This window comes from Pseudoxanthomonas sp. P4_B2 (genome assembly GCF_056402315.1).
Genome location: NZ_JBFUHQ010000006.1, coordinates 179804 through 202858 on the forward strand (window position 1 = coordinate 179804; position 23055 = coordinate 202858).

Sequence of the window (23055 nt, forward strand, 5' to 3'; positions counted from 1 at the left end):
TGCCGAAGGTCAGGCCGCCCGGGGCAGACGCTTCAAGACAGGTATCGCACGGCGCCGCGCCTGCGCGCCCGGACGACGGCGGCGCGGGGACTGCAAAGCGCCGTCGCGGGAGGCGGCCTTGCGCAACGGCAACCGGAAGCGGTGCAGGGACCAGAGCGCCACCGCTGGCATTCCCACCAGCCACATCGGCAGCCAGCCCAGCCAGTCGCTCTGCCCGCGCGCTGCCGGCAGCAACAGGACCAGGGCCAATCCGGTCAGCAACACTAGGCGCAGGGTGCGTTCGAGTTGCGGATCGGTCGAGACGGCGCCGTCTTCAGGGGATACGAGCTTTGGCATGGCAGTGGCTCCTTGGCTGGGAGGCCAGACTGCAATGGCGTCATCTCAAGGGTTGCGACCATCCTTTCTTCCCTTCTCCCACCGGCGCCCGAAGGGAGAAGGGAAAAAAGCGCTCAACGCCCGTAGTTGCTCAGCGCCAGCTCCAACAACGACTTGGCCTGCTCGCGCAGCACCGGCGGCTCGATGATTTCCGCATCCGCGCCGTAATGCAGGATGTCCATCAGCAATTCGCGAGAGACGCTGTAGGGCACTTTCAACTCGTAGCGGCCATCGGGCAAGAAACGGCCTTCCTGTTTCGAGTGCCATTGCTCGTCGGCGACCCAGCGCGCGGTCTTGGCGCTGAACACGATGGTGGCCCAGCCCTTGGGTTCTCCAGAGAAGATGCCGTAGCTTGAAGCCAGATGCTGGTTGAGTTCGCTGTCGGTCAGGTTGCGCGCCGCTTCTTCCAGCACCTTGGCGTTGCTGATGCGATCCACGGCGAAACTGCGCAGGCCGGCGCGTTCGTGATCCCATGCGTCGAGGTACCAGTTGTCGCGGTAGTGGGTGATGCGTTGCGGGGAAACCGTACGCCGCGTGCGTTCGTCGGTGGAGCGCGCCCGATATTCGAAATTGAGCTGTTTGCGCTCCAGCACCGCCGAGGCCACGCTGCGGAAACTGGCTTCGTCCAGCCGGCGTCCGCGGTGCGGAATTACCCGCACCCGCTCCACCGGCCAGTGGTCGACGCCGGCATGGTCGGCCAACAGGCCTTCGATGCGTTTCTGCAGCGGCGCGAGCGCGCCTGCCAGCACGCCGCCGCCGGTGCGCATCAGCAACTGCTGCGCGGCCAGCAGCGAATAAAGCTCTTCCGAGCTCAGCCACAGGCCCGGCAATTCGAAACGTTCGTTTTCGCCGGCCTGGTAGCGGAACCCGGCTTCGCCATCGCCCTCAATCGGCGCCATCAGCGCATCGCGCAGATAGGCCAGGTCGCGGTAGGCGGTGGCGCGCGAGCAACCCAATTCTTCCTGCAGGCGCTTGACCGTGACCGGATAGCGCGCGGCCTTGAGGATGCGGTGCAGGGCGGTGATGCGTTCTATCTTGTCCATGCGCCGATTATGGCCGAGCCGTGGCCGTTTTCGTGCTGAAGTTGCCGTTGGATCGTATGTGGACCCGCTGCTCGGCAGCTTGGGCCCGTGCGGTGCCGGATACCGCTGCGCATCTATCGCGTGCAGCGACCCCCAACGCGCGGACCCAAGCTGCCGCCGTTTGTGGTTCCGGAGCCGATTGCTCCTAATGTGCTTCCCAATCTGTGCCCCAGCCCTGGAGTTCCGCATGACCCCTCGTTCGATCGCGCTTGGCTGTCTGCTTCTGGCCGTGGCCGCCTGCAAGCCCCCCACTCCAACCGATCCCACGGTGGCAGCCGCCGCTCCCGCCAACGCCGTGGCCGATACCGCCGCACTCAGCCCGCTGTCCAGCCCAGTGGACGAGGTGAAGGCGTCGATGGACAAGTTCCTGAAAGCAAAATCCTTCCACGCGGTGATGACCATGGAAGGCGCGCGCGGGATGACCAATGAAATGGACTTCGTCGCTCCCGATCGATATCGCATGAAGATGCCGGTGGGGACTCAAGTGATCATCGGCGACACCCTGTATATGCAGGCCAACGGCCGCTCGATGAAAGTGCCGCTGCCCAAGGGCACGCTGAGTCAATGGCGCGACCCGCTGAAGATAGAGGAGAACAAGGCCGGACTGAGCGTCGAAGCGCTGGGCAGCGACAGCGTGGAAGGTCAGGCGGCGAAGAAATACCTGGTCAAGAACACGCAGCCCGAGCCCAACCAGCCCGAAGCCAATGAGGTCACCTTCTGGATCGGCGACGACGGGCTGCCGCTGCAATTGCTGCACCAGGGACAGGCGCAGGGCAAACCGTACTCGATGACCTTGCGATATTCGCGCTTCGATGACCCGACGATAACCATCGATGCGCCGCAATGAATTCCTAACCGCCGTTTAACCTGCGCCAACGGGGAACGACCGCCAGACTCCTCGCGAAATAGACGGGGGTCAGGATGCGGTCCGAAAGGAAGCAGGGGTATGCCGCGCAGGTCGCTGCGTGGCTCGGAGTGGTGGCGGTGCATATGGGATTGTTCTGGGTCCTGATCTATCAGGACCGTGAATCGCGGCCGTTGGAAAACAACGCGCGTTTGCGCCTGTTGTTCATCGATCCAGTGCTTCGATCCACGCCTTCCCCGCCAACACCGTCTCCCGTGCCACAAGCGCAGATCCGGCATTCCGCTTCGGCGCCGAAGCGGCCCGCGGTGGTGCTCACTCTTGCCCCGACGATTGCAAATCCCACCTCGAACCTTCCGATTACGGCGGCCGAATTGCTGGAGCAGGGCCGAGAGCAGGCGCGCGAACAAGCGGCGCCCTCCTTCGCCCCGGATCCGTTTCGTAGTCGTCGCCCGCAACTGCCGGGTGGCGACCGCCGGGGAAGTTTCCGCATGCGTGAGCCGCTCAGTGCGGCACGGGTGGTCGGCTTCATCGGCAAGGCTTTTGGCGATCCCGGACCGCCTTGCCCACGCATCCAGGCACGAATTTCCGGTCTGCTCACCGCCACTTCCGACCGCGAACGCGAGTTGCTGGACGAGGAACTTCGTCGCGATCGCGAATACTGCCGACCCTGAACAGACAATGGCCAACCGGTCACAAATGCTATTTGGAACAAGCACTTGACCTGGTATCGACCGGATATCGCAGGTATGCTGTAAACGATTTCATCGCCTCACATTAATACTCCGACCTCCTTCCAGGCCCGCCCATGTCCCACTACGCCTTGCCGACTCTTCTTTTGCTGACCTCGCTGGCGCCCGCTGCCTGGGCAAACCAGGATCCTGACTGTAAGTGCGACGGCAAAGAGGAACCGGCCGAGGTTTCGCACTGGACCGGCGGCGGCGAGCTGGGCTTCGCCTCGGCCCGCGGCAACAGCATCAACGAAAGCCTCAATGGCCGCTTCAATCTGCAGTACACCCAGGGCGACTGGATCCACAGCCTGGATCTGTTCGGTCTACGCGCCCGCGCCGAGTATCGGGTAGAAGACGAAAACGGCGGCGTGACCCGCAGAGCCGAGACCACGGCCAACCGCTACACCTTCGGTACCAACAGCGCGCTCAAACTGGGCGAACACCGCCAGTTCACCACGGCCCTGCGCCTGGAACAGGACGACTTCGCCACCTACGACTGGCAGCAGAGCGTCAGCGTGGGCTACGGCACGCGGATGATGGATGGCGAGCGTACCAAGCTGGACGTACAGGTGGGTCCAGGTTTCCGGCGCGCGCATAACACTGAGGACAATCAGACCGAGAGCGGACTGATCGGCCGCGGTTTCGTCGGCCTGAAATTCGACCTGACCGAGAACACCGAGCTGGAGAACAAGCTGTTGGTCGAATCGGGCAAGGACAACACCTATACCCAGAACGACCTGGGCGTTTCGGTGGCGATGAATTCGCACCTTGCGTTGAAGGCAGGCCTGCAAGCACGTCGCAACAGCGAAGTCGAGGCCGACCGCAAAAAGACCGACACGCTGACCACCATGAACGTCGTGTATCGCTTCAAGTAATCGGCGTCGCTTTTTTGTAGAGCCGAGCTTGCTCGGCTGCTCTTGTTGCGCGGTAAAAGCAGCCGAGCAAGCTCGGCTCTACAAGGATTCGGGCCGACCGCCTACAGGAATTCGCCCGCTCCCTGCGCTAGCAGCTCCCGAGCCACCGCTTGCCCCAGCGCTTCCGGCGCTTCGCTTGCCGCTTCGTCCTGCGCGCGCACCATGCGGCCGTCGATGGCCGAACCCACAAGTCCCTGCAGGTGCAGGCGGCCCAGGCGAAATTGCGCATAGGCCGCCACCGGCACGTGACAGCTTCCGTGCAAAGCTCGGTTCATGGCCCGCTCCGCTTCCACGCAGGTGCGGGTGGGGCCATGGTTCAGCACCGTCAGCAGGGACTGCAACTCCCTGTCTTCGGCGCGGCATTCGATAGCGATCGCCCCTTGCGCCGGCGCGGGCAGCCAGTCGGGTGCGGCAAGACGCACCCGGATGCGTTGTTCGAATCCAAGGCGATCCAAACCCGCGCAGGCCAACACGATCGCGTCGTAGTCGCCCGCATCCAGCTTGGCCAGCCGTGTGTTGACGTTGCCGCGCAGATCGAGCAGTTGCAGGTCGGGCCGGCGCGCGCGCAGTTGCGCTTGCCGCCGCAACGAGGAGGTGCCTACCCGCGCGCCTTGCGGCAGGGCCTCTAGCGAAGGATAAAGATTGCTGATGAAGGCGTCGGCAGGATCGGCGCGCTCCAGGACCGCCGACAACGCGAACGGCGCGTCCAGCTCCATCGGCACGTCCTTGAGCGAATGCACCGCGCAATCGGCCTCGCGCCTCAGCATGGCCAGCTCCAGCTCTTTCAGGAACAGGCCCTTGCCGCCGATCGCGGCCAGCGAGCGATCCAGCACATCGTCACCGCGGGTGCTCATCGGCACCAGACTGACTTCGACTCCAGGATGCGCGGCGCGGAGCAGCGCGGCCACGTGTTCGGTCTGCCAGAGGGCGAGCGGGCTCTTGCGGGTGGCGATGCGGATCAGCTTCATTCGCCCATTATGAAGCCGGTTCACCCGGCTGGGCAGGCACCGTGATGCCGCTGGCGCCGCTAGAGGTTTTTGACCGTATCGCGCAGACCCGCCACACAGCGGCGGCTGACTTCAAGCGGCTCCTTGCCGTGGCGAAGTACGGCCTGCACGCGGCCGTCGCTGATGCGCTTGAGTTCGGTGATCTCGTGTCGCGCCACCAGGCAGTTGCGATGGATGCGCACGAAGCGCCCGTTGAATTCGTCCTCCAGCGAGCGCAGCGATTCCTCGATCAGGTCTTCGCCGCGCGCGTGGTGGACCACAACGTATTTCTCCTCGGCCTGCAGGTAGTGCACGTCCTCCACCGGAATCAGGCGCAGGCTGCCGCGCATGCGCGCGCACAGATGACTGCGCGGGGTTCGGCCTGGCAGCGCCGGCGCATGCGTTTCGCGGCCGGCGATGAAAGTGCGCGCGCGCTCCAGCGCTACCGAGAGCCGTTCGGCGCGCACCGGTTTCATCAGGTAATCGATGGCCGCCGCATCGAATGCCGACAGCGCATGCTCATCGTAGGCCGTGCAGAACACCACGGCCGGCCGCGGATCAAACGCGGTGAGATGGCGGGCGGCTTCCAGACCATCGACGCCCGGCATGGCGATGTCCAGCAGCACCAGGTCGGGTCGGAATTCGGCGCAGGCTTGCAAGGCGCTAAGCCCGTTGTCCGCCTCGGCGACGACTTCCACGCCAGCGTGCTCGGCCAACAGCGCACGCAGGCGCTCGCGAGCCAGGGGTTCGTCGTCGGCGATGACCACCTTCACGGTGCCTGCTTCCTCGGTTCTGCGTAGAAGACGCTACCCATGGTAGCGACGGTTCCGGTCAGCGTCACCCTGCGACGCGGCGCACACTTAGGCGTGTGCGAACCGCTGCGCCATCCAGTCGCCTAGGTCGCTAATTTCCTCGGCGCAGACTTGGTGCGCCATCGGGTAGCGATGCCATTCCACCTCGAAACCGAACGACCGCAGCAGTTGTCCGCTACGCTCGGCGTAGGTGATCGGAATCACCGGATCGGCCGCGCCATGGGCCATGAAGACCGGTTGGGTGGCCGCGCCGTCGGCCATGGATTCGCCCGCGGCTTCGGCGCCGGGCAGATAGGTCGATAGAGCGATCAATCCCCCTAGCGGTGTTTTTCGCCGCAGGCCCGCCGCCAGTGCGATGGCGCCGCCCTGGGAGAACCCGGCCAGCAGGATCCGTTGCGGATCGATGCCACGCGCGTGCTCGCGGTCGATCAACGCGCCGGTTTGCAGGATGGACCGGTCCACGCCCTCGCTGTCGGCGCGGGTCGGGAAGTCCATGCCGACGATGTCGTACCACGCGCGCATGCGCACGCCGTTGTTGATGGTGACCGCGCGCACTGGCGCATGCGGAAACACGAAGCGCAGCGAAGGCCAGTCCGGGCGCACCAGCTCCGGTACCAGCGGCGCGAAGTCGTGGCCGTCGGCGCCCAGGCCATGCAGCCAGATGACCGCCCACTGCGGCGACGGGCCGGTTTCCTGTTCTACGGTTTCAAGCAGATCGGTGGCGTTGTCCATGGCCCATTGTGGCCGACCCGGCTGCCGCTTACAAAGTCGTCGTTGAGGAAGGCGCATGAAAGACCCCGGCCTGAGCCGGGGTCCGAAGTGCCAATCGATTTCCGATGGATCAGAACTTCTGCGAGAACCTCAACCCCACCGTGCGCGGCGGGGAGGTGACGGTGTAGATCTGACCGTTTTCGTAACCTGGTATGGGGGCATGATCAACGTTGCCGCACACCGATTCGGCGCATTGGGTGAACCGGGCGATCTGCGGCCGCTCGTCGAAAGCGTTGCTGACGAACAGGTCCAATGCCCAACTGTTCTTGGCGATGCCCACCGAGAAATCGGCCGTGGTGTAGGCCGGCAGGTCACCCAGGATTTCCCGCTCCGCCGTACGCAGATCGGAAGTACGTTCGCCGACATGCACCACGGCTCCCTGTACATAAGCGTCGAACCCGCCGATGTTGAAGACGTAACGCGCAGTCAGGTTGCCTTTGAACTTCGGCGTTACCGGCAGCTGGGTGCCACTGGACGCCTCCGGACCTTCGAACTCCTCTCCCGTTTCTGGATTGATGACTCCAATCGGGCAATCGGTGATCGGTTTGCCGGACGAATCGGTCAAACCGCAGAAGTTCTCGGTCAGCTTGGCGTCGTAGAACGCCGCACCGGCGGTTAGCTGCAGATTGTAGGTGGCGGCGAAATTCATTTCCATTTCCAGGCCGTTGATGCGCGCCTGGTTCGCGTTCTTGATTTCGGTCAGACCATTGGCGCCAAGAATGCTGAACTGGAAATCCTCCCACTCCTGGCGAAACACCGCACCATTGAAGGTGAGGCGGTTGTCCATCCAGCTGGTCTTCCACCCCAGCTCGTAGTTGGTCAGGTAATCCGACACGTACGGCGGCAGGCTGCCGCGGCGGTTGTTACCGCCCGGGCGATAGCCCTCCGACCAGGTGCCGTAGATCATCTTGGTATCACTGAACTCGTAGGTGACGTTGAACTTGCCGATGGTGTCGTGCTCTTTCAACTCCTTGTCGATATTCACGCATGGCGCGTTCATGAACGGCGTGGCGGGATCGGCGCAGAAGGCATCGGTGGGATTGTCCGGATCGTCTTCGATGTAACTGGCGAAACCGTGGAAACCTTTAAGCGTGTTGTCCACCCGGAACGAGCGGAAACCCACCATGGCGGTCAGCTTGTCGGTAAGGTCGTAGGAGAACTCGCCGAATACCGCCTCGTCGTGATCCTCTCGTATCTGCTTGGTCAGCCACAGCGTCCCCGGCCAGCCCGGCACCGAGAGGTCGGTGGCTAGGCCGTCGATGCGGTAATCCTGCTGGATGTCGTGCCTCTGGTTCTGCCAGAACAGGCCGCCGACGAAACGGAAACGGTTTTCGGCCGGCGAGGAGATGCGCAGTTCGTGGCTGGTCTTCTTGTAGCCGTCCTTGCCCTGGATGTACTGCGACGGGTTGATGAAGTCGCCGTTGTCGTTGTAGATGGAACCGCCGTACGCGTACAGCGTGTCATACCAGAACGAGTAGTCGCTATAGTCAGAATCGGTCTCGTCGTCGCGTTTGAGGTGGGCGAAAGCATAGGTGATGTCGAAGTTGCCGATCTTGCCCTCGACGGTCAACGCCGCCTGCATCCACTTGTCCTCGGTGCGCTCGGGATAGTAGTGGTTCACGGCCAGATCGCCGACGCTGTCGTCGAAAGCGAAGAGGCCGTTGCTGGTCGCACGCTGGCCCATCACGGTCGGACTGATGGTCCAGTTTTCGTTGAGGTCCAGCCGCAACGCCAAACGGGCGCCGGTGGTATCGACGTCGTTGTAGTTGTCCTTGGCGCGCCCGGTACACAAGAGCAGATCGGTGGAAGTGCAGTCCCGGTTGCTGACCACGCCGCCCCAGCTCGGTATGGCGTCGGGGTCTGCGGGATCGCGGATCGGGAACTGACGGTCGTTCTCCCGGTTGTCGATATAACCCGCATCGTGCTGGTTCCAGCCGACCAAACGGATCGCCGCCTTTTCGGAAAGCGGAATATTGACGAAGCCTTCGGCTACGTGCCCGGTGCCGCCATGGCTGACGCTGTTGGCTTCCAGGCTATAACCCGCTTCGAAGCCGCTGGGGTCGGGTTTGTTGGTGATGATGCGGATGGTGCCGGCCTGCGAGCTTGCGCCGTACAGCGTGCCCTGCGGACCGGACAGCACTTCGACGCGCGCGATGTCGTAGATGTGCAGATCCAGCGGACCCTGAATGGTGGTGACCGGTTGTTCGTCCAGGTACACGCCCACGCTGGGCAGCGGACCGGAATGGTTGCCGTCGCCGCCGCTGGACACGCCGCGCATGTAGATCTGCGCGAAGCCGGGGCCGAACGTCTGGTAGGAGACGCTGGGCAGGTATTTCACGTAATCCTCGAAATCGCCGACGTTGAGCTCTTCGAGCTTTTCGGTGCCCAGCACCTGGATGCTGATCGGCACCTTCTGCAGGTTTTCCGAGCGCCTTTGCGAAGTCACCGTGATGGTGTCCAGGGTGGCGGCTTCTTTTTCCGCAGGCGTCGGCGCAGGCGCGGCTTCCTGCGCGAAGGCGGCCGATCCCACCGCAAGATAGATGGCGGCCGCGAGCGGCAGTCTGGCAAAAGACGACGGGGGTTTTCTTCGTTCGCTTCGTTTCGTTTCGTGTCTGCTCATCTGCGTCACTCTCTCCAGTGATGATTGTCGGTACTTGGATAACTACCTTGCCAACGGAAACTCCGGCACTGCCGGATAACTGTCCAGGACGGGGCCCAGCGCGCTTTTCAAGGGGCCCAGCCAGGGATCGTAATTTCGCCAATGGTCCACGCCCTCGCGATAGATCGGCTTGCGCACCTGTTCGGAGCTGGCCGTACGCACGGCGCGCTTATTCTCGAAGAAGCGCAGGCAACCGTCTTCGAACGGAAGCTCGCAGTATTCGAGCAAGCGGCGCACCTGGGTTTCGGTGTCGTCCACCATGTCCTCGTAGAAGACCCGATGCACCCTACCCGGTAGCGCCTCATCGAAATGCGCCATCAATTCGACGTAGTCCGCGTAGTAGCGGCCGATGTCGTCCAGGCTGTAAGTGAAGCTCTGCCCGCGCGCGAAGTGCTGCTTGTAGCCCGAGAAACAGCAGGCCAGAGGATGCCGGCGCGCATCGACGATCTTCGCGTTCGGCAGCATCAGCTGGATCAGGCCGATGTGCAGGAAATTGTTGGGCATCTTGTCGATGAAGAACGGCGCATCGGTCTTGCGCTGGATGCGGGTGTGCTGCAGGTAGCGTTCGCCGAGCGCGCGCAGCTCGTCGGCATCCATGGCCTCCAGCACCTCGTGATAAGGCATGGCCTGGTCGCGATTGCCCTGGCCGCGCAATTCGCGGGTGATGGAAGTGATCTCCGGCAGCTCCATGGTGCCTTCGACTGCCGAATGGCTGGACAGGATCTGCTCCAGCAGGGTCGAGCCGGCGCGCGGCAGACCGACGATGAAGATGGGATCTGCGGCGACCGCGCCGTAACCACGACGCTGTTCGAAGAATTCGCGCGTATAGCCGCGCTTGATGCGGGCCACGCGCGCGGCGGTGTCCTTCGCGCTGTAGGCCAGCGTGGCGCGACGCAGATCGTTGCCCTGCTGGTAGTGCAGGAACGAAGTCTCGTATTCGCCATCGTCCTCAAGCGCCTTGCCAAGGGCGAACTCCAGGTGCTGGCGGTGTTCGGAAGCCAGATCGGGCTTGACCAATTCCCGCTGCATGACCGATCGGTCGCCGGCGGAAAAGCGGAAAGTCTTCAGGTTGGCCAGGCTCCACCACACTTCGCCCGAGCCCGGCTCCAGTTGCAGGCTGCGCCGGTAGGCTTCGATCGCGCGGTCCTGGTGGCCGGCGGTCTTGAGCGCATGGCCGTAGCTCATCCAGATTCTCGGATGCTTGGGATAGACCTTGAGGATCTGCTGATAGAGATCGATGGCGGGTTCGTAGTCACCGATACGACATAGCACCACGGCCTTGAGGTTTCGATAACCCGGATTGTCGGCTTCGTGCGCCAGCAGCCGGTCGATCTGTTCCAGCGCTTCGGCGGGCTTGTTGGAACGGTGCAGTACCAGCGCATAGTTCTGACGCGCGGTATGGAAACTGGGCGACAGTTCTAGGCTGCGGGCCAGCAGGTGTTCCGCATCCTCGTTGCGGCCCAGGCGCATGGCCACCTCGGCCAGCATGCGGATGGCGGCCACATCGGTGGGCGCGCGCTTCAGGTGTTCGCGCAGCAGCGCTTCCGCTTCGGGGATGCGCTGTTCGTACAAGGCATTGGCGGCGGCCAGCAACTGTGGATCGCGGGTGGAAAAGCGCAAGTGGTTGGCGTAAGCCGCGTCGGCGCCTTCGGCATCGTCCATCGCCATCAAGTGGTCGCCCAGCGCGAGCCAGGCCTGCGGCAGATCGGGCTTCAACTTCACTGCACGGCGCAATGCCGCGACCGCCTCGTCGCCCTGTCGCGCACGGCTCAATGCGATGCCCAGTTCCAGCTGAGCCATGGCCGAATTCGGTTGCGCGGTCGCCAACGGTTGCAGGATGCCCAGTGCGCCGTCGATGTCGCCCCGTGCGCGGTGCGAAACGCCCAGCACCAGCAAGGCCATGGGATGGTCGCCGACGGCCTTGATGATTTCCGCGGCCTGTTCGCCGGCCAGCGCCGGATCCGTCGCCAGCAAACGCGAGGCGTGGGCCAACGCGGTTTCCAGTGTCGCGACGGGCCCGGCCGCCGTATTCAAGCCGGCGCCCCTGCAGGATTCGCATAGCGCCAAGCAGCCTGAATGGCTTCGCCTCTCCGTGTTTTCTCGGTTTCGCGCTTCACTGCAACACTCCGACGATGGGGCAGTTCGCCTTACAGCGCTTTCAGCAATCTATAGTTGAATTGCAGCGATTGATAGTAGGACTTCACCAGAATGCGTTCGTCCTGGCCATGGGCGCGGTCGTCGTCCACATCGTAGGGCATGCCGTTGAATACGTAGACCGGCATGCCGGCTGCGCGCAGGAAGACGCTGTCGGTGGCGCCCGCAGACATATAAGGTGAAACCGGGATTTCACTCCAAACTCCCTTCGCGGCGTCAGCGATGCGGGCGAACAATTCAGCATTGACCGGCGAAGGCGGGCTGGGCTTGGGTTCGGCCACGCGGGCCAGCTCGATACCCGGATCGGCGAGCGCCTGCTTGAGGGCGAGATCGACCCCGGCCAGGTCTTCATCGGGCAACACGCGGCAATTCACCGTGGCCTGGGCCATCTGCGGCAACGCGTTTTCGGCATGCCCGCCTTTCAGCAAGGTGGGGATGCAAGTCGTGCGCAGCTGCGCGTTGTTGTAGCTGGAAGTCGCCGCCAACCGGGCCAGCGCCGCCGGATCCTGCGGTTCGCGCGACGCGGCCAGCATTCCGGCGCCGGCATCTCCGGAGTACAGCTTGGCCAGACCCGCGTAGTAACCCCGCGTGGCCGAGTTGGTATGCAGCGGGAACTGCAACGCCGACAGTTTGGCCAGCCCATGCGCCAACCGGTAGATGGCGTTGTCCGGCGTGGGCAGGGAGCTGTGGCCGCCCGGGTTGCGCACGGTGAGGGTGAAGCTGAGATAGACCTTTTCCGCGGTTTCCACCGACAGCACCGCCGGCTTGCCGTTGCGGATCTCCGGACCACCGCCATCGACATTGAGGGAATACTGCGCCTTGATCAGTTCGGGACGATGCGCGAGCAGCCATTCCACGCCGTTGTCGCCGCCGTCCTCTTCGCCTGCAGTCAGCGCCAGCACGTAGTCCCCGCGCGGCACGATGCCTTCCTGGCGCAGGCGCAACAGCGCGGCGACCAGGCCCGCCGCGCCACCCTTGATATCCGACGTGCCGCGGCCGTAGAAGTAGCCGCCGTCCTCGGTCAACCGGTAGGGATCGAAGTGCCAGTCCTCGCGCTTGGCTTCCACCACGTCCAGGTGGGCGAGTAGCAGGATCGGTTCGCGTTCCCCACGACCATGCAGTCGCACCACCAGATTGCGTTTCAGCGGATTGTCGCCGACCACTTGCACATCGGCCGGGTCGAAGCCCGCGGCCACGAAGCGCTTGGCCATGGCCTCAGCCGCCGCGGTGGTGCTGCCGTGGTCGGGCGTGGTGTCGATGTCGATCAGCTCTTGCAACAGCCCGCGGCCGAGCGCCTGATGAGTGGCCGGCGCCTGCTCGGCCGCCGGCGCGGCGAAAGGCAGCGACAGCAAGACCGCCGAAACGGCCGAAAAACACATTCTCTTCGAACCCTGGTGCTTCATTCCTGCTCCTGTGCCGGTGCTTTCGAGCGGGTGCTCATGGAGTGGGTGCTCATGGAGTTTCCAATGCAAGCGCCAATCCCTGGCCGACCCCGACGCACAGGCTGACCAAGGCGCGCCGCTGTCGGTGGCGGCGCATCGCGTAGGCCGCAGTCATGGCCAAACGCACGCCGCTGGCGCCTAGGGGATGGCCCAGGGCGATGGCTCCGCCGTTGCCGTTGACGTGTTCGGCGTCGTCCGCCAATCCCAGCGCGCGGGTGCAGGCCAGCACCTGCGCGGCGAAGGCTTCGTTGATTTCGATACGGTCGAAGTCGGCAAGGTCCAGACCCATGCGCGCGCGCAGTTTGTGGATGGCGGGCACCGGACCCACGCCCATGACCCGCGGCGCGACGCCTGCCGAGGCCATACCGGTGATCCGTGCCAACGGCTGCAATCCGTGTTTCTCGATCGCCGCTTGCGAGGCCAGCAGCACGGCCGCAGCGCCATCGTTCATACCGCAGGTGTTGCCGGCGGTGATGGTTTCCATCCCCGGCAAAGGCTCCAATGCGGCGAGACGATCGAGGCGGGCGTCCGGTCGCGGATGTTCGTCCTGGGAGAAATCGATCGGCTCCCGGTTTTGCGCAAACCCTTCCTGGGCAAGCCGCCCCTCCGCGGTCCGGACCGGAGTGATCTCTTCCGCCAACCAGCCCTGCCGCTTGGCCTCAGCGGCGCGCTGCTGACTGCGTAGCGCATAGGCGTCCTGGTCGGCACGGGCGACGCCATGTTCGCGCGCCAGGTTCTCCGCGGTGCTGGCCATCGAATCGACGCCGTAGCCGGCTTGTATGCGCGGATTGACGAAGCGCCAACCCAGCGTCGTGTCGGCCAGCTGCTGGTCGCGCGCGTGCGCTCCGCCGGCCTTGCCCATGACATAGGGCGCCCGGGTCATGCTCTCGACGCCGCCGGCGATGACCAGCTCCGCTTCGCCGCAGACGATCGCACGCGCACCCTGCCCGATCGCTTCCAGGCCGGACGCGCACAATCGATTGACCGTTACCGCAGGCACGCTATCCGGCAACCCCGACAGCAGCGTGGCCATGCGCGCGACATTGCGGTTGTCCTCGCCGGCCTGGTTGGCGCACCCCAGGATCACCTCGTCCAATGCCGTCCAGTCCAGCGTAGGGTGGCGTTTCATCAATGCGATCAGCGGCAGGGCGGCCAGGTCGTCGCAGCGCACCCCGCCGAGTGCGCCGCCGTAACGCCCGAATGGCGTTCGCGTCGCATCGACGAGGTAAGCGCAGGTCACAGGCCCTGTCTCCTGTAAACGTGCGGGTCCCAGCCGCCCTGCCGGATCGCTTGCTCAATTTCGGGTTGCGCCGCGCGCAAGGCGGGCAGGATTTCCTTCAAGGCGCGGCCTTGCGCCTTATCGGTGTATTGCATGCTCACGTTGAGGCCGGCGACCACGCAGCCGTTGGCGGCGCGGATCGGCACGGCGATGGAACACAGGCCCAGTTCCAGTTCCTGCGAGACCATCGCATAGCCTTGCTTGCGCACCGTCAGCAATTCGCTCTTCAGCGCACGCGCGTTGCGCAGCGTCTTCGGCGTATAGGCCTGGAATTTGTTTCCCTGCATCCAGGCGTCCAGTTCGGCGTCCGGCAAGTCGGCCAGCATCACCCGTCCCATCGAGGCGGCGAACGCGGGCAGCCGCGCGCCCACGCCCAGAGCGATGCTCATCACCCGTCGCACCGGAACGCGCAGCACATAAACGATGTCGTTGCCGTCGAGCACCGCCAGCGAGCAGGACTCGCCGACTTTCTGCGCCAGTTGTTCCATGGTCTGCTGCGCCAGCTCGTTGAGATCCAGCGAGGACAGGTAGCTGTAGCCCAGTTCCAGCACCCGCGGGGTGAGGAAGAAACTGCGCCCGCGCGCGCCGACGTAACCCAGGTGCTGCAAGGTCAGCAGGATGCGCCGCACCACCGCGCGCGACAGGCTGGTGCTTACCGCGATCTCGGACAGGCTGGGACTGGGCAAGTCGTGCCCGAACGCGCGCAATACCTGCAGGCTGCGCGCCAGCGATTGCACATAGTCCGGACTTTCTTCGAAGGGATTCGCTGCCATGCGCGACCGCGTGTGGATTGACAGCCCGAGCGTAGAAGGTTTCCAATGGGTTCGCAATACGAATTAGTGTTCGATTACCGCACAACTACATAGACTCCGGGCCGGGATGGATTGTGACGAGTGAGCGCGAGAACGTGCTGCACAGTTGGTGCGTGCAGTCGGAATGGCGGGCGCCGACCATTGTCGGCGGCCAGGGCGCGCGCCTGCGTGACGAGGCCGGGCGCGAATACCTGGACATGAGCAGTCTGGCCGAATGCAGCAATCTGGGTCACCAACATCCGCATGTCGTTGCGGCCATCCGCGCACAGGCCGAACACCTGTGTTTCGTGACTTCGGCCTGGGGTGCGCAGCCGCGCGCGGATCTGGCCGAGATGCTGTTGGAGAAATCCGGCTTCGACGGCGGCCGCGTGTTCTTTACTCTAGGCGGCGCCGACGCCAATGAGCATGCGGTCAAGTTCGCGCGTCAGGCACGCCGCCTGCCGCGCGGCAAGGTAATCGCCCGCGACCGTTCCTATCATGGCGCCAGCTATGCGGGCATGGCCTTGTCGGGCGATTCGCGCACGCAACTGCAGGTCGATCCCGAAGCCTTCCATGTACTGCATGTTCCACCGCCGTACGCCTATCGCTGCCCCTTCGGCAGCGACAGCGACGAGCAATGCGGCGCGCGCGCCGTTGCCGCGGTTGCCGAAACCATCGACCAGCACGGCGCGCAGAACATCGCCGCGGTGATGATGGAACCCAACGCAGGCACCAACGGCATCATCGCGCCCGACAACTATTGGCCGGGACTGTGGGAGCTGACCCGCGAACGCGGCATCCCGCTGATTGCCGACGAAGTGATGAGCGGCTTCGGTCGTTGCGGAGAATGGTTCGCCTGGCAGCGTCATGGCGATCAAGCCAGGCCGGATCTGATGACCCTGGCAAAAGGCCTGACTGGCGCGCACCTGCCGCTCGGCGCGGTGGTCGTGTCCGCAGGTATCGCGGCATTGCTGGAGCACGAGATGCTCTACACGGGCCTGACCTACTGCGGTCACCCGCTGTCCTGTGCAGCGGGGGTGGCGGCGCTGCAAGCCTACGAGGACGAGAGGCTGATCGAGCGCTCGCGCGTGCTCGGCGGGCAGATGTTCGCGTCGTTGCGGCGCATGCAGTCGCGCCATCCGGCGATCGGCGATGTGCGTGGCGGCCACGGCTTGTTCGCGGTGATCGAACTGGTTTCCGACCGCGCCAGCCGTACGCCGCTGGCCCCGTGGCCGCAGATGGCGCCGCCGTTGAAAGCGCTGCTGCACGAAGCGCTCGAGCAAGGCGTGTCCTTCGCCGCGCGCGGCAATCTGATCCTCCTGGCGCCGCCGCTGGTGATCGCGGAGGACGAATTGACCGACGCGCTGAACTTGCTGGACCGCCTGATCGGCACGATGACCCATGTAGTTGCGGTGCCCGCATGAGCTACAAGCTGACCTACGCGACGATGTTCGATCCGCCGGCGGATCTGCATGTCCGCTTCGATGCGGCGTTGGCTGAGATCGAAGCGGGACTGGGCGCAGCGCATGCACTTCATATCGAAGGAAAGGATTGCGCGGGTGCGGATTCGGAGCAACGCCGCAGTCCTATCGACCAGCGGCGGATACTGGGTCAATTCGCCCTGGCGGACGTGGCACAAGCCAATCTGGCGATGGAAGCGGCGCAGGCCGCCTTCGCCGGCTGGCGCGCGACATCCTTGGCCGAGCGCGTACGCCTGCTTAAGCGTGTCGCCGCGCTGATCGAGGAGCGCGTTTACTCCATCGCGGCCGCGCTGACCCTGGAAGTCGGCAAGAACCGCATGGAAGCATTAGGCGAAGTGCAGGAGACGGCGGACTTCTTCCGCCACTACGCCGAAGATTTCGAACGCCAGCAAGGCTACGACCACGTGTTGCCGGACGATCCGCTGCCGGGTTTCCATTCGCGCAACCGCAGCATGATGCGGCCTTATGGCGTCTGGGTGGTGATCGCGCCGTTCAATTTCCCGTTCGCGCTGGCCGGCGGTCCGGTCGCTGCGGCATTGGTCACCGGCAATACCGTGGTGTTCAAAAGCGCCAGCGATACACCCTGGTCCGGTCGCCTGCTGGCCGACTGTCTGCGCGACGCCGGATTTCCGCCGGGCGCGTTCAATTATCTCAATGGCAATGGCAGCGAGATCGGGCAGACGCTGGTCGATCATCCGCGCACCGCCGGCGTTACTTTCACCGGTTCTTTCGATGTCGGCATGCGCATCTATCGCGCGATGGCCGCCGGCGCCTATCCACGGCCGTGCATCACCGAGATGGGGGGCAAGAATGCCTGCGTGGTCACCGCAAACGCGGATCTGGAACGTGCGGCGACCGGCATCGTGCGTTCGGCGTTCGGCATGGGCGGGCAGAAGTGCTCGGCGCTCTCACGCGTCTATGCGGACGAAGCGATCGCCGATGCGCTGATCGAGAACCTGCTGGTGAAAATTCAGGCGCTGCGCGTCGGCGACCCCAGCTTGAAAGAGAATTGGTTAGGACCGGTCGCCACCGCCAACGCGCTGACGAACTACGGGCGCTATTCGACCCTGCTCGCACAGTACGGCGGACGGGTGCTGGCCGGCGCGCGGCGCCTCGACGACGGCGATCTGGCCCACGGCTATTTCGTCGCGCCGACCCTGGTCGAAGCGCCGGCCGATCACCCCTTGTTCGGCGAAGAGATGTTCCTGCCTATCGTCATGCTGTGTCGGGTCAAGGATCGCGAAGAAGCGCTGCGGCTAGCCAACGACTCTCCGCTGGGTCTGACCGCTGGCTGCTATGGCAACGACGACGACCTGGAATATTTTTTCGAACATATAGAAGCCGGTGTCACTTACGCCAACCGGCCGCAGGGCGCCACCACCGGCGCATGGCCGGGCTATCAGCCTTTCGGTGGCTGGAAGGGCTCCGGCTCCACCGGCAAAGCCATCGCGTCGTTCTATTATCTGGCGCAGTACCTGCGGGAACAATCGCGCACGGTGGTGGAATGAGCGCGCGCTTCCTCACCCTGGCCGATGCGATCGCCGAGCACGTGCACGACGGCGCCTGCGTCGCGCTGGAAGGGTTCACCCACCTCATTCCTTTTGCGGCCGGCCACGAGATCATCCGCCAGCGTCGCCATGATCTGCACCTGGTGCGGATGACGCCGGATCTCATCTACGACCAGATGATCGGCATGGGTTGCGCGCGCAAGCTGACTTTCTCCTGGGGCGGTAATCCCGGCGTCGGCTCCCTGCACCGCCTGCGCGATGCGGTGGAGCAGCGTTGGCCCGCGCCGTTGCAACTGGACGAACATAGCCACGCCGGCATGGCGGCCGCCTACTGCGCCGGTGCGGCACGATTGCCGTTCGGCGTGCTGCGCGGCTATCTGGATACCGACCTGCCGGCACACAACCCCGGCGTCCGCAGCGTGCAGTGTCCGTACACCGGAGAAACGCTGGCGGCGGTACCGGCGATCAACCCGGACGTGACCATCCTGCACGCGCAATGCGCCGATCGTCAGGGCAACGTCGCTCTGCACGGCATCGTCGGTGCGGCACGCGAAGCGGCGCTGGCGGCCAAGACGCTGGTGGTCACGGTGGAGGAACTGGTCGAGAACCTCGCACCCGCCATGAACGCCATCCTGCTCCCTCATTGGATCGTAAGCGCGGTCGCCCACTGCCCAGGCGGCGCCTATCCGTCCTATGCGCAGGGCCATTACGAACGCGACAACGCTTTTTATCTGCATTGGGACGCTATCGCACGCGACCGCGCAAGCTTCCTGGCCTGGATGGACGCACATGTGCTGCGCAGCGTCGACCACCGTGATTTCCTCGGCGGCCTGCTGGAAGACGCGGCATGACCGTCTGCACGCGCGAAGAATGGATGACGATCGCGGCCTCGCGATTGTTGTGGGATGGCTGCGTCTGCTTCGTCGGCATCGGCTTGCCCAGCGCCGCCTGCAACCTGGCCCGCCTCACCCATGCGCCGGAGATCGTGCTGATCTATGAGTCGGGCACTCTCGGCACGCGTCCCGACGTGCTGCCGTTGTCCATCGGCGACGGCGAACTTGCCCGCACCGCCGCCTGCGTGGTCCCGCTGCCGGAGATCTTCAGTTACTACCTGCAGGCCGGACGCGTGGACGTAGGTTTCCTGGGCGCGGCGCAGATCGATCGTTACGGCAATCTCAACAGCACCGTGATCGGTTCCTACGACGCGCCGCACGCGCGCCTGCCTGGCGCTGGCGGCGCGCCGGAAATAGCCGCCCATGCCAGGCAAACCTTCGTCATGCTGAAAGCTTCGCCGCGCAGCTTCGTGACCAGTCTGGATTTCCGCACCACCGCCGGCTATCTGCAGGGCTCGGGCGCGCGGGCGCGGAGCAGCGTGCTGGGGCGCGGGCCGTGTTCGGTGATCACCGACTTCGGCATGCTTGCGCCGCACCCGCAGACGCAGGAATTGCAGTTGCGCGCGTTGTTCTGCGGAGTGCATGTGGAGGAAGCCCGCGCCGCCGTGGGCTGGCCGCTGGCGCTGGCCGACCATGTCGGCATCATCGATGCGCCCGAGGCCAGGGAACTGGAGATCCTGCGCGACCTGTATGCGCGGACGCGGACAGCGCATGCGCAACCCGTCGCGCTTCCCCTGTAGCCCTGAGCGCGCGCTTCCGAATGCGATCCCCGAACCGATCCAGAGACCTTCCATGAGCCATCCGCATATCAAGACCGCGCTTCCCGGCCCCAAGGCCAAAGCCATGATCGCACGCGATGCGGAGGTCATTTCCCCCTCCTATCCGCGCGACTATCCATTCGTGATGTCGCATGGACGCGGCACCCAGGCCTGGGACGTGGATGGCAACCGCTTTCTCGATTTCGCTGCGGGTATCGCGGTCTGCGCCACCGGGCACGCGCATCCGCAGGTGGTGAGCGCGGTGAAAGCGGCGGCGGACGATTTCCTGCATATCTCCAGCGACTACTGGCACGAGGGCATGACCGCCTTGGGCGAACGCCTGGCCACCATCGCGCCCATGCGAACGATTGCCGACGAACCTGCGATGAGCTTCCTGTGCCAGTCCGGCACCGAAGCGGTGGAAGGCGCATTGAAACTGGCGCGCTACATGACCCGGCGTCCGCGCTTCATCGGCTTTCTGGGCGGCTTCCATGGCCGCACCATGGGCTCGCTGTCTTTCACTTCCAGCAAATACACCCAGCAACTCGGCTTCGCGCCGACTATGCCGGGCGTGACCCACGTGCCCTACCCCAATCCTTACCGCCCGCTGTTCGCCGGCGACGACCAGGGCAAGGCCGTGCTCGACTATTTGCGCATGCTGTTCGAGCGCAACGTGCCCGCGGCCGAAGTCGCGGCCATCCTAGTGGAACCGCTGCAGGGCGAAGGTGGCTATCTAGTTCCGCCGGACGGATTCCTGGCCGGTCTGCGCGCGTTGTGCGACGAACACGGCATCCTGCTGATCTTCGATGAAGTGCAATCGGGCATCGGACGCACCGGAAAAATGTTCGCCTGCGAACACGCTGGCGTAGCGCCCGACATCATGACCCTGGCCAAGGGCCTGGGCTCCGGTCTTCCGATCGGCGCGGTGGTGGCCAGGAAATCGTTGATGTCGCAGTGGAAACGGGGCGCCCACGGCAATACTTATGGCGGCAATCCGCTGGCCTGCGCCGCCGCCAATGCGACGCTGGATCTGGTCCGTGGCGGACTGGTGGACAATGCGGCCAGCGTTGGCGCGCACTTCATGAAGCGGCTGCACGAACTGGCGCGCGAGTATCCCTGTATCGGCGAAGTACGCGGCCAAGGACTGATGATCGGCATGGAACTGATCGAGGACGATGGTGCGAAGACTCCCGCACGCAAGCTCTGCGACGACATCGTCACCCGTGCTTTCCACAACGGTCTGCTGCTGCTTTCCTGCGGCGTGAGTACGGTGCGGTTCATGCCGCCGTTGAACGTGAGTGCGGACGAAGTGGATGAAGCCATCGCGCTGCTTCGGACCAGCATGGATGAAGCCTTGTCGGGCGAGCGTTGACCGCATGATCAGATTTCCCCTGTTGCTGGCCTTGGCAGTGCCGTTCGCGAGCACAGCCCAATCATCCGAACCCGATCATCGTTTCCTGCCCTCCGACCTGGCGCGGCTGGCCGAGGTGGCCGAACCGGAATTCGCGCCGGATGGCGAAACGCTGGTCTATTCGGTCAGCACCGCCAATCCGACCGAGGACAAGGCCCAGTCCGATCTGTGGCGCGTTCGCTATGACGGCGGCGAACGTACGCGATTGACCGATACTCCCGGCAGCAGTGAATCGCGTCCGCAATGGTCGGCGGATGGACAGCAGATCGCCTTCCTCTCCGACCAGAAATTCGAGAAAGAGAAAGAGAAAGAGGACGAGACGACCACGCAGGTTTGGACGATCCCCGCGCAAGGCGGCAGAGCGCGCAGGCTCACCGCCTTCGCCGATGGCGTGGAAGATTTCGTCTGGTCGCCGGATGGCGAGCGACTGGCGGTGATCGCGCTGGATCCGGAATTTCCGGCCGGCACGCCCAAGCCGAAGAACCCGCCGCCGATCGTCACCGAGCGCTATCAGTTCAAGGAAGACGGCGCCGGTTACCTGGGTTCGCGGCGTAAGCATCTCTACCTGGTCGACGTCGCCAGCGGAAAAGTCCAGCAATTGACCAGCGGTGCGCACGACGAGCAGCTTCCCGCGTGGTCGCCGGACGGCAAACTAATCGCCTATGTCACCAAGCGCGGAAAGGACCCGGACCGTCACCTCAACTTCGACCTCTACGTGATCGAACCCAGGGCTGGAGCCAGCGAGCGCCAGGTCACCACGTTCCCGGGCTCCGACCTCGATCCCTACTGGGAAACCCGGCCGGCATGGAGTCCCGACAGCACACGCATCGCCTACCTGCAAAGCGGCGAGGACAAGTGGATCTATTACGCACCTTGGCAGCTCGCCGTAGTGGACGTGGCTACCGGCCAGGCTACGATTCCGGCCCCGATCGACCGCTGCTTCTATAAGCCGCGCTGGTCCGCGGACGGAAACAGCGTCTATGCGTTGATAGAGCAGAGCCTGGTCACGCACTTGTCGCGCATCGATCTGGCCGACGGCAAGGTCACCGAACTGACCCACGGCGACCGCTTCGACTACGACCTCGCTGTTTCCGCCAGCGATCGCATCGTGGTGCTCGGCGGCGACGATCATCGTCCTTATGAGATCTCGGCATTGGATGGCGACGGTCTTCGCGCGTTGGGAAAACACAATGAGTGGCTGGCGCAGAAGCAGCTGGCGGATGTCGAGAAGATCAGCTTTAAGAATGCCGACGGCGACACGATCGAAGGCCTGTTGGTCAAGCCGGTCGGTTACCAGAGCGGCAAGCGCTACCCCACCCTGCTGCGCCTCCACGGCGGTCCGGTATATGAGTACAGCCACGAATTCATGGCCGACTGGCAGGTCTATGCGGCGCATGGCTACGCCATCGTCGCATTGAATCCGCGCGGCAGTTCCGGCAGTGGTTTCGATTTCGCCAAGGAGATCTACGCCGACTGGGGCAACAAGGACGTACAGGACGTGCTGGCAGGCGTGGATCACGTGATAAAGATGGGCATCGCCGATCCGCAGCGCCTGGGCATCGGCGGCTGGAGTTACGGCTCGATCCTGACCAACGCAGTGATCGCACGCGACACCCGCTTCAAGGCAGCGGTCAGCGGCGCGGGCGCGTCCAACATGTACGCCATGTACGGACACGATCAGTACATTCGCGAATACGAACTGGAACTCGGTACCCCTTGGAACGACCGCGAGCTGTACGACCGTGCCAGCTACCCGTTCCTGCATGCGGACTGGATCAAGACGCCGACGCTGTTCCAGTGCGCCGAGAAAGACCTCAACGTGCCGTGCCTGGGCGCCGAACAGATGTATCAGGCCTTACGCTCTCTAGAGGTGCCCACGCAGTTGGTGATCTATCCGGGCGAGAACCACGGACTGACCGTACCCAGCTACCTGCGCGACCGGCTGGAGCGGAACTTGGAGTGGTATGACCGATTCCTTAAACCCTGAATGCTTGTGCTGCTTCTCGCAATAAAACAAATCGTCATTCCCGCGAAGGCGGGAATGACGGTCTGATAATTTTTTCCAGAACGGCTTATCGCTTAGGCGCAAAACGCGCACAATGCGATGGTAAGCATTGATGGGAAATGATGCTCTATACACGCCGGG

Annotated in this window: 19 protein-coding genes; 9 read left to right on the forward strand and 10 right to left on the reverse strand. The window is 64.2% G+C overall.

Features of this window, described 5'->3' with window-relative positions:
• Positions 1 to 9: 9 nt before the first annotated feature.
• Together AC1DTQ_RS15945 and AC1DTQ_RS15950 are read right to left on the reverse strand one after the other, a co-directional pair.
• Positions 10 to 336, reverse strand: a complete 327-nt coding sequence (locus AC1DTQ_RS15945; RefSeq protein ID WP_477850827.1) for a hypothetical protein — start codon at positions 334 to 336, stop codon at positions 10 to 12.
• 113 nt (positions 337 to 449) lie between these two features.
• Positions 450 to 1418, reverse strand: a complete 969-nt coding sequence (locus tag AC1DTQ_RS15950; RefSeq protein WP_477850828.1) for a helix-turn-helix transcriptional regulator — start codon at positions 1416 to 1418, stop codon at positions 450 to 452.
• A gap of 226 nt (positions 1419 to 1644) precedes the next feature.
• Between AC1DTQ_RS15950 and AC1DTQ_RS15955 the strand changes: the two genes are divergently transcribed.
• The 3 genes from AC1DTQ_RS15955 (at position 1645) to AC1DTQ_RS15965 (ending at position 3925) form a co-directional block, all read left to right on the forward strand.
• Positions 1645 to 2304 (forward strand): hypothetical protein, encoded by a 660-nt coding sequence (locus AC1DTQ_RS15955; RefSeq protein ID WP_477850830.1) that lies wholly within the window; start codon positions 1645 to 1647, stop codon positions 2302 to 2304.
• Positions 2305 to 2378: 74 nt separating this feature from the next.
• A complete protein-coding gene (locus AC1DTQ_RS15960) occupies positions 2379 to 2993 on the forward strand; it encodes a hypothetical protein (RefSeq protein ID WP_477850831.1) in 615 nt (204 codons plus the stop codon).
• A 134-nt stretch (positions 2994 to 3127) separates the two neighbouring features.
• Positions 3128 to 3925, forward strand: coding sequence for a DUF481 domain-containing protein (locus AC1DTQ_RS15965; RefSeq protein WP_477850832.1), 798 nt, complete (start codon positions 3128 to 3130; stop codon positions 3923 to 3925).
• A 101-nt stretch (positions 3926 to 4026) separates the two neighbouring features.
• Here AC1DTQ_RS15965 and hemC read toward each other — a convergent pair whose 3' ends face one another.
• The 8 genes from hemC to AC1DTQ_RS16005 form a co-directional block, all read right to left on the reverse strand.
• Positions 4027 to 4932 (reverse strand): hydroxymethylbilane synthase, encoded by a 906-nt coding sequence (hemC, locus tag AC1DTQ_RS15970; RefSeq protein WP_477850833.1) that lies wholly within the window; start codon positions 4930 to 4932, stop codon positions 4027 to 4029.
• Positions 4933 to 4991: 59 nt separating this feature from the next.
• The gene (locus AC1DTQ_RS15975) at positions 4992 to 5723 is read right to left on the reverse strand and encodes a LytR/AlgR family response regulator transcription factor (RefSeq protein WP_477850834.1); all 732 of its coding nucleotides are present in this window, start codon (positions 5721 to 5723) and stop codon (positions 4992 to 4994) included.
• 87 nt (positions 5724 to 5810) lie between these two features.
• The gene (locus tag AC1DTQ_RS15980) at positions 5811 to 6476 is read right to left on the reverse strand and encodes an alpha/beta hydrolase (RefSeq protein WP_477850866.1); all 666 of its coding nucleotides are present in this window, start codon (positions 6474 to 6476) and stop codon (positions 5811 to 5813) included.
• A 127-nt stretch (positions 6477 to 6603) separates the two neighbouring features.
• Complete coding sequence (locus tag AC1DTQ_RS15985) at positions 6604 to 9153, reverse strand: TonB-dependent receptor (RefSeq protein ID WP_477850835.1); 2550 nt, start codon at positions 9151 to 9153, stop codon at positions 6604 to 6606.
• Between the two features lie 42 nt (positions 9154 to 9195).
• Positions 9196 to 11226, reverse strand: a complete 2031-nt coding sequence (locus AC1DTQ_RS15990; protein ID WP_477850837.1) for a tetratricopeptide repeat-containing sulfotransferase family protein — start codon at positions 11224 to 11226, stop codon at positions 9196 to 9198.
• Between the two features lie 113 nt (positions 11227 to 11339).
• Entirely contained in the window at positions 11340 to 12749 is a 1410-nt protein-coding gene (locus AC1DTQ_RS15995) for a M20/M25/M40 family metallo-hydrolase (protein WP_477850839.1), read from the reverse strand.
• A gap of 49 nt (positions 12750 to 12798) precedes the next feature.
• Positions 12799 to 14028 carry a 3-oxoadipyl-CoA thiolase gene (gene pcaF / locus AC1DTQ_RS16000; protein ID WP_477850840.1) on the reverse strand — a complete coding sequence of 410 codons (1230 nt, stop codon included), beginning with the start codon at positions 14026 to 14028 and terminating at the stop codon, positions 12799 to 12801.
• On the reverse strand, positions 14025 to 14840 hold the full coding sequence (locus tag AC1DTQ_RS16005) for an IclR family transcriptional regulator domain-containing protein (RefSeq protein WP_477850841.1): 816 nt from the start codon (positions 14838 to 14840) through the stop codon (positions 14025 to 14027). The genes pcaF and AC1DTQ_RS16005 overlap by 4 nt, the downstream gene beginning before the upstream one ends.
• A 113-nt stretch (positions 14841 to 14953) precedes the next feature.
• Here AC1DTQ_RS16005 and AC1DTQ_RS16010 point away from each other — a divergent pair, with 113 nt between their 5' ends.
• The 6 genes from AC1DTQ_RS16010 to AC1DTQ_RS16035 are packed head-to-tail and all read left to right on the forward strand — an operon-like array spanning position 14954 to position 22896.
• Positions 14954 to 16282 carry an aminotransferase family protein gene (locus tag AC1DTQ_RS16010; protein ID WP_477850842.1) on the forward strand — a complete coding sequence of 443 codons (1329 nt, stop codon included), beginning with the start codon at positions 14954 to 14956 and terminating at the stop codon, positions 16280 to 16282.
• Complete coding sequence (locus tag AC1DTQ_RS16015; RefSeq protein ID WP_477850843.1) at positions 16279 to 17847, forward strand: aldehyde dehydrogenase family protein; 1569 nt, start codon at positions 16279 to 16281, stop codon at positions 17845 to 17847. Before AC1DTQ_RS16010 ends, AC1DTQ_RS16015 begins: the two co-directional genes overlap by 4 nt.
• Positions 17844 to 18698, forward strand: a complete 855-nt coding sequence (locus AC1DTQ_RS16020; RefSeq protein WP_477850845.1) for a CoA transferase subunit A — start codon at positions 17844 to 17846, stop codon at positions 18696 to 18698. The genes AC1DTQ_RS16015 and AC1DTQ_RS16020 overlap by 4 nt, the downstream gene beginning before the upstream one ends.
• Positions 18695 to 19480, forward strand: coding sequence for a CoA-transferase subunit beta (locus AC1DTQ_RS16025; protein WP_477850846.1), 786 nt, complete (start codon positions 18695 to 18697; stop codon positions 19478 to 19480). The genes AC1DTQ_RS16020 and AC1DTQ_RS16025 overlap by 4 nt, the downstream gene beginning before the upstream one ends.
• A gap of 52 nt (positions 19481 to 19532) precedes the next feature.
• The gene (locus AC1DTQ_RS16030; protein WP_477850848.1) at positions 19533 to 20870 is read left to right on the forward strand and encodes an acetyl ornithine aminotransferase family protein; all 1338 of its coding nucleotides are present in this window, start codon (positions 19533 to 19535) and stop codon (positions 20868 to 20870) included.
• A 4-nt stretch (positions 20871 to 20874) separates the two neighbouring features.
• Positions 20875 to 22896: a S9 family peptidase gene (locus AC1DTQ_RS16035; protein ID WP_477850849.1), complete on the forward strand. Its 2022-nt coding sequence runs from the start codon at positions 20875 to 20877 to the stop codon at positions 22894 to 22896.
• Positions 22897 to 23055 lie beyond the last annotated feature (159 nt).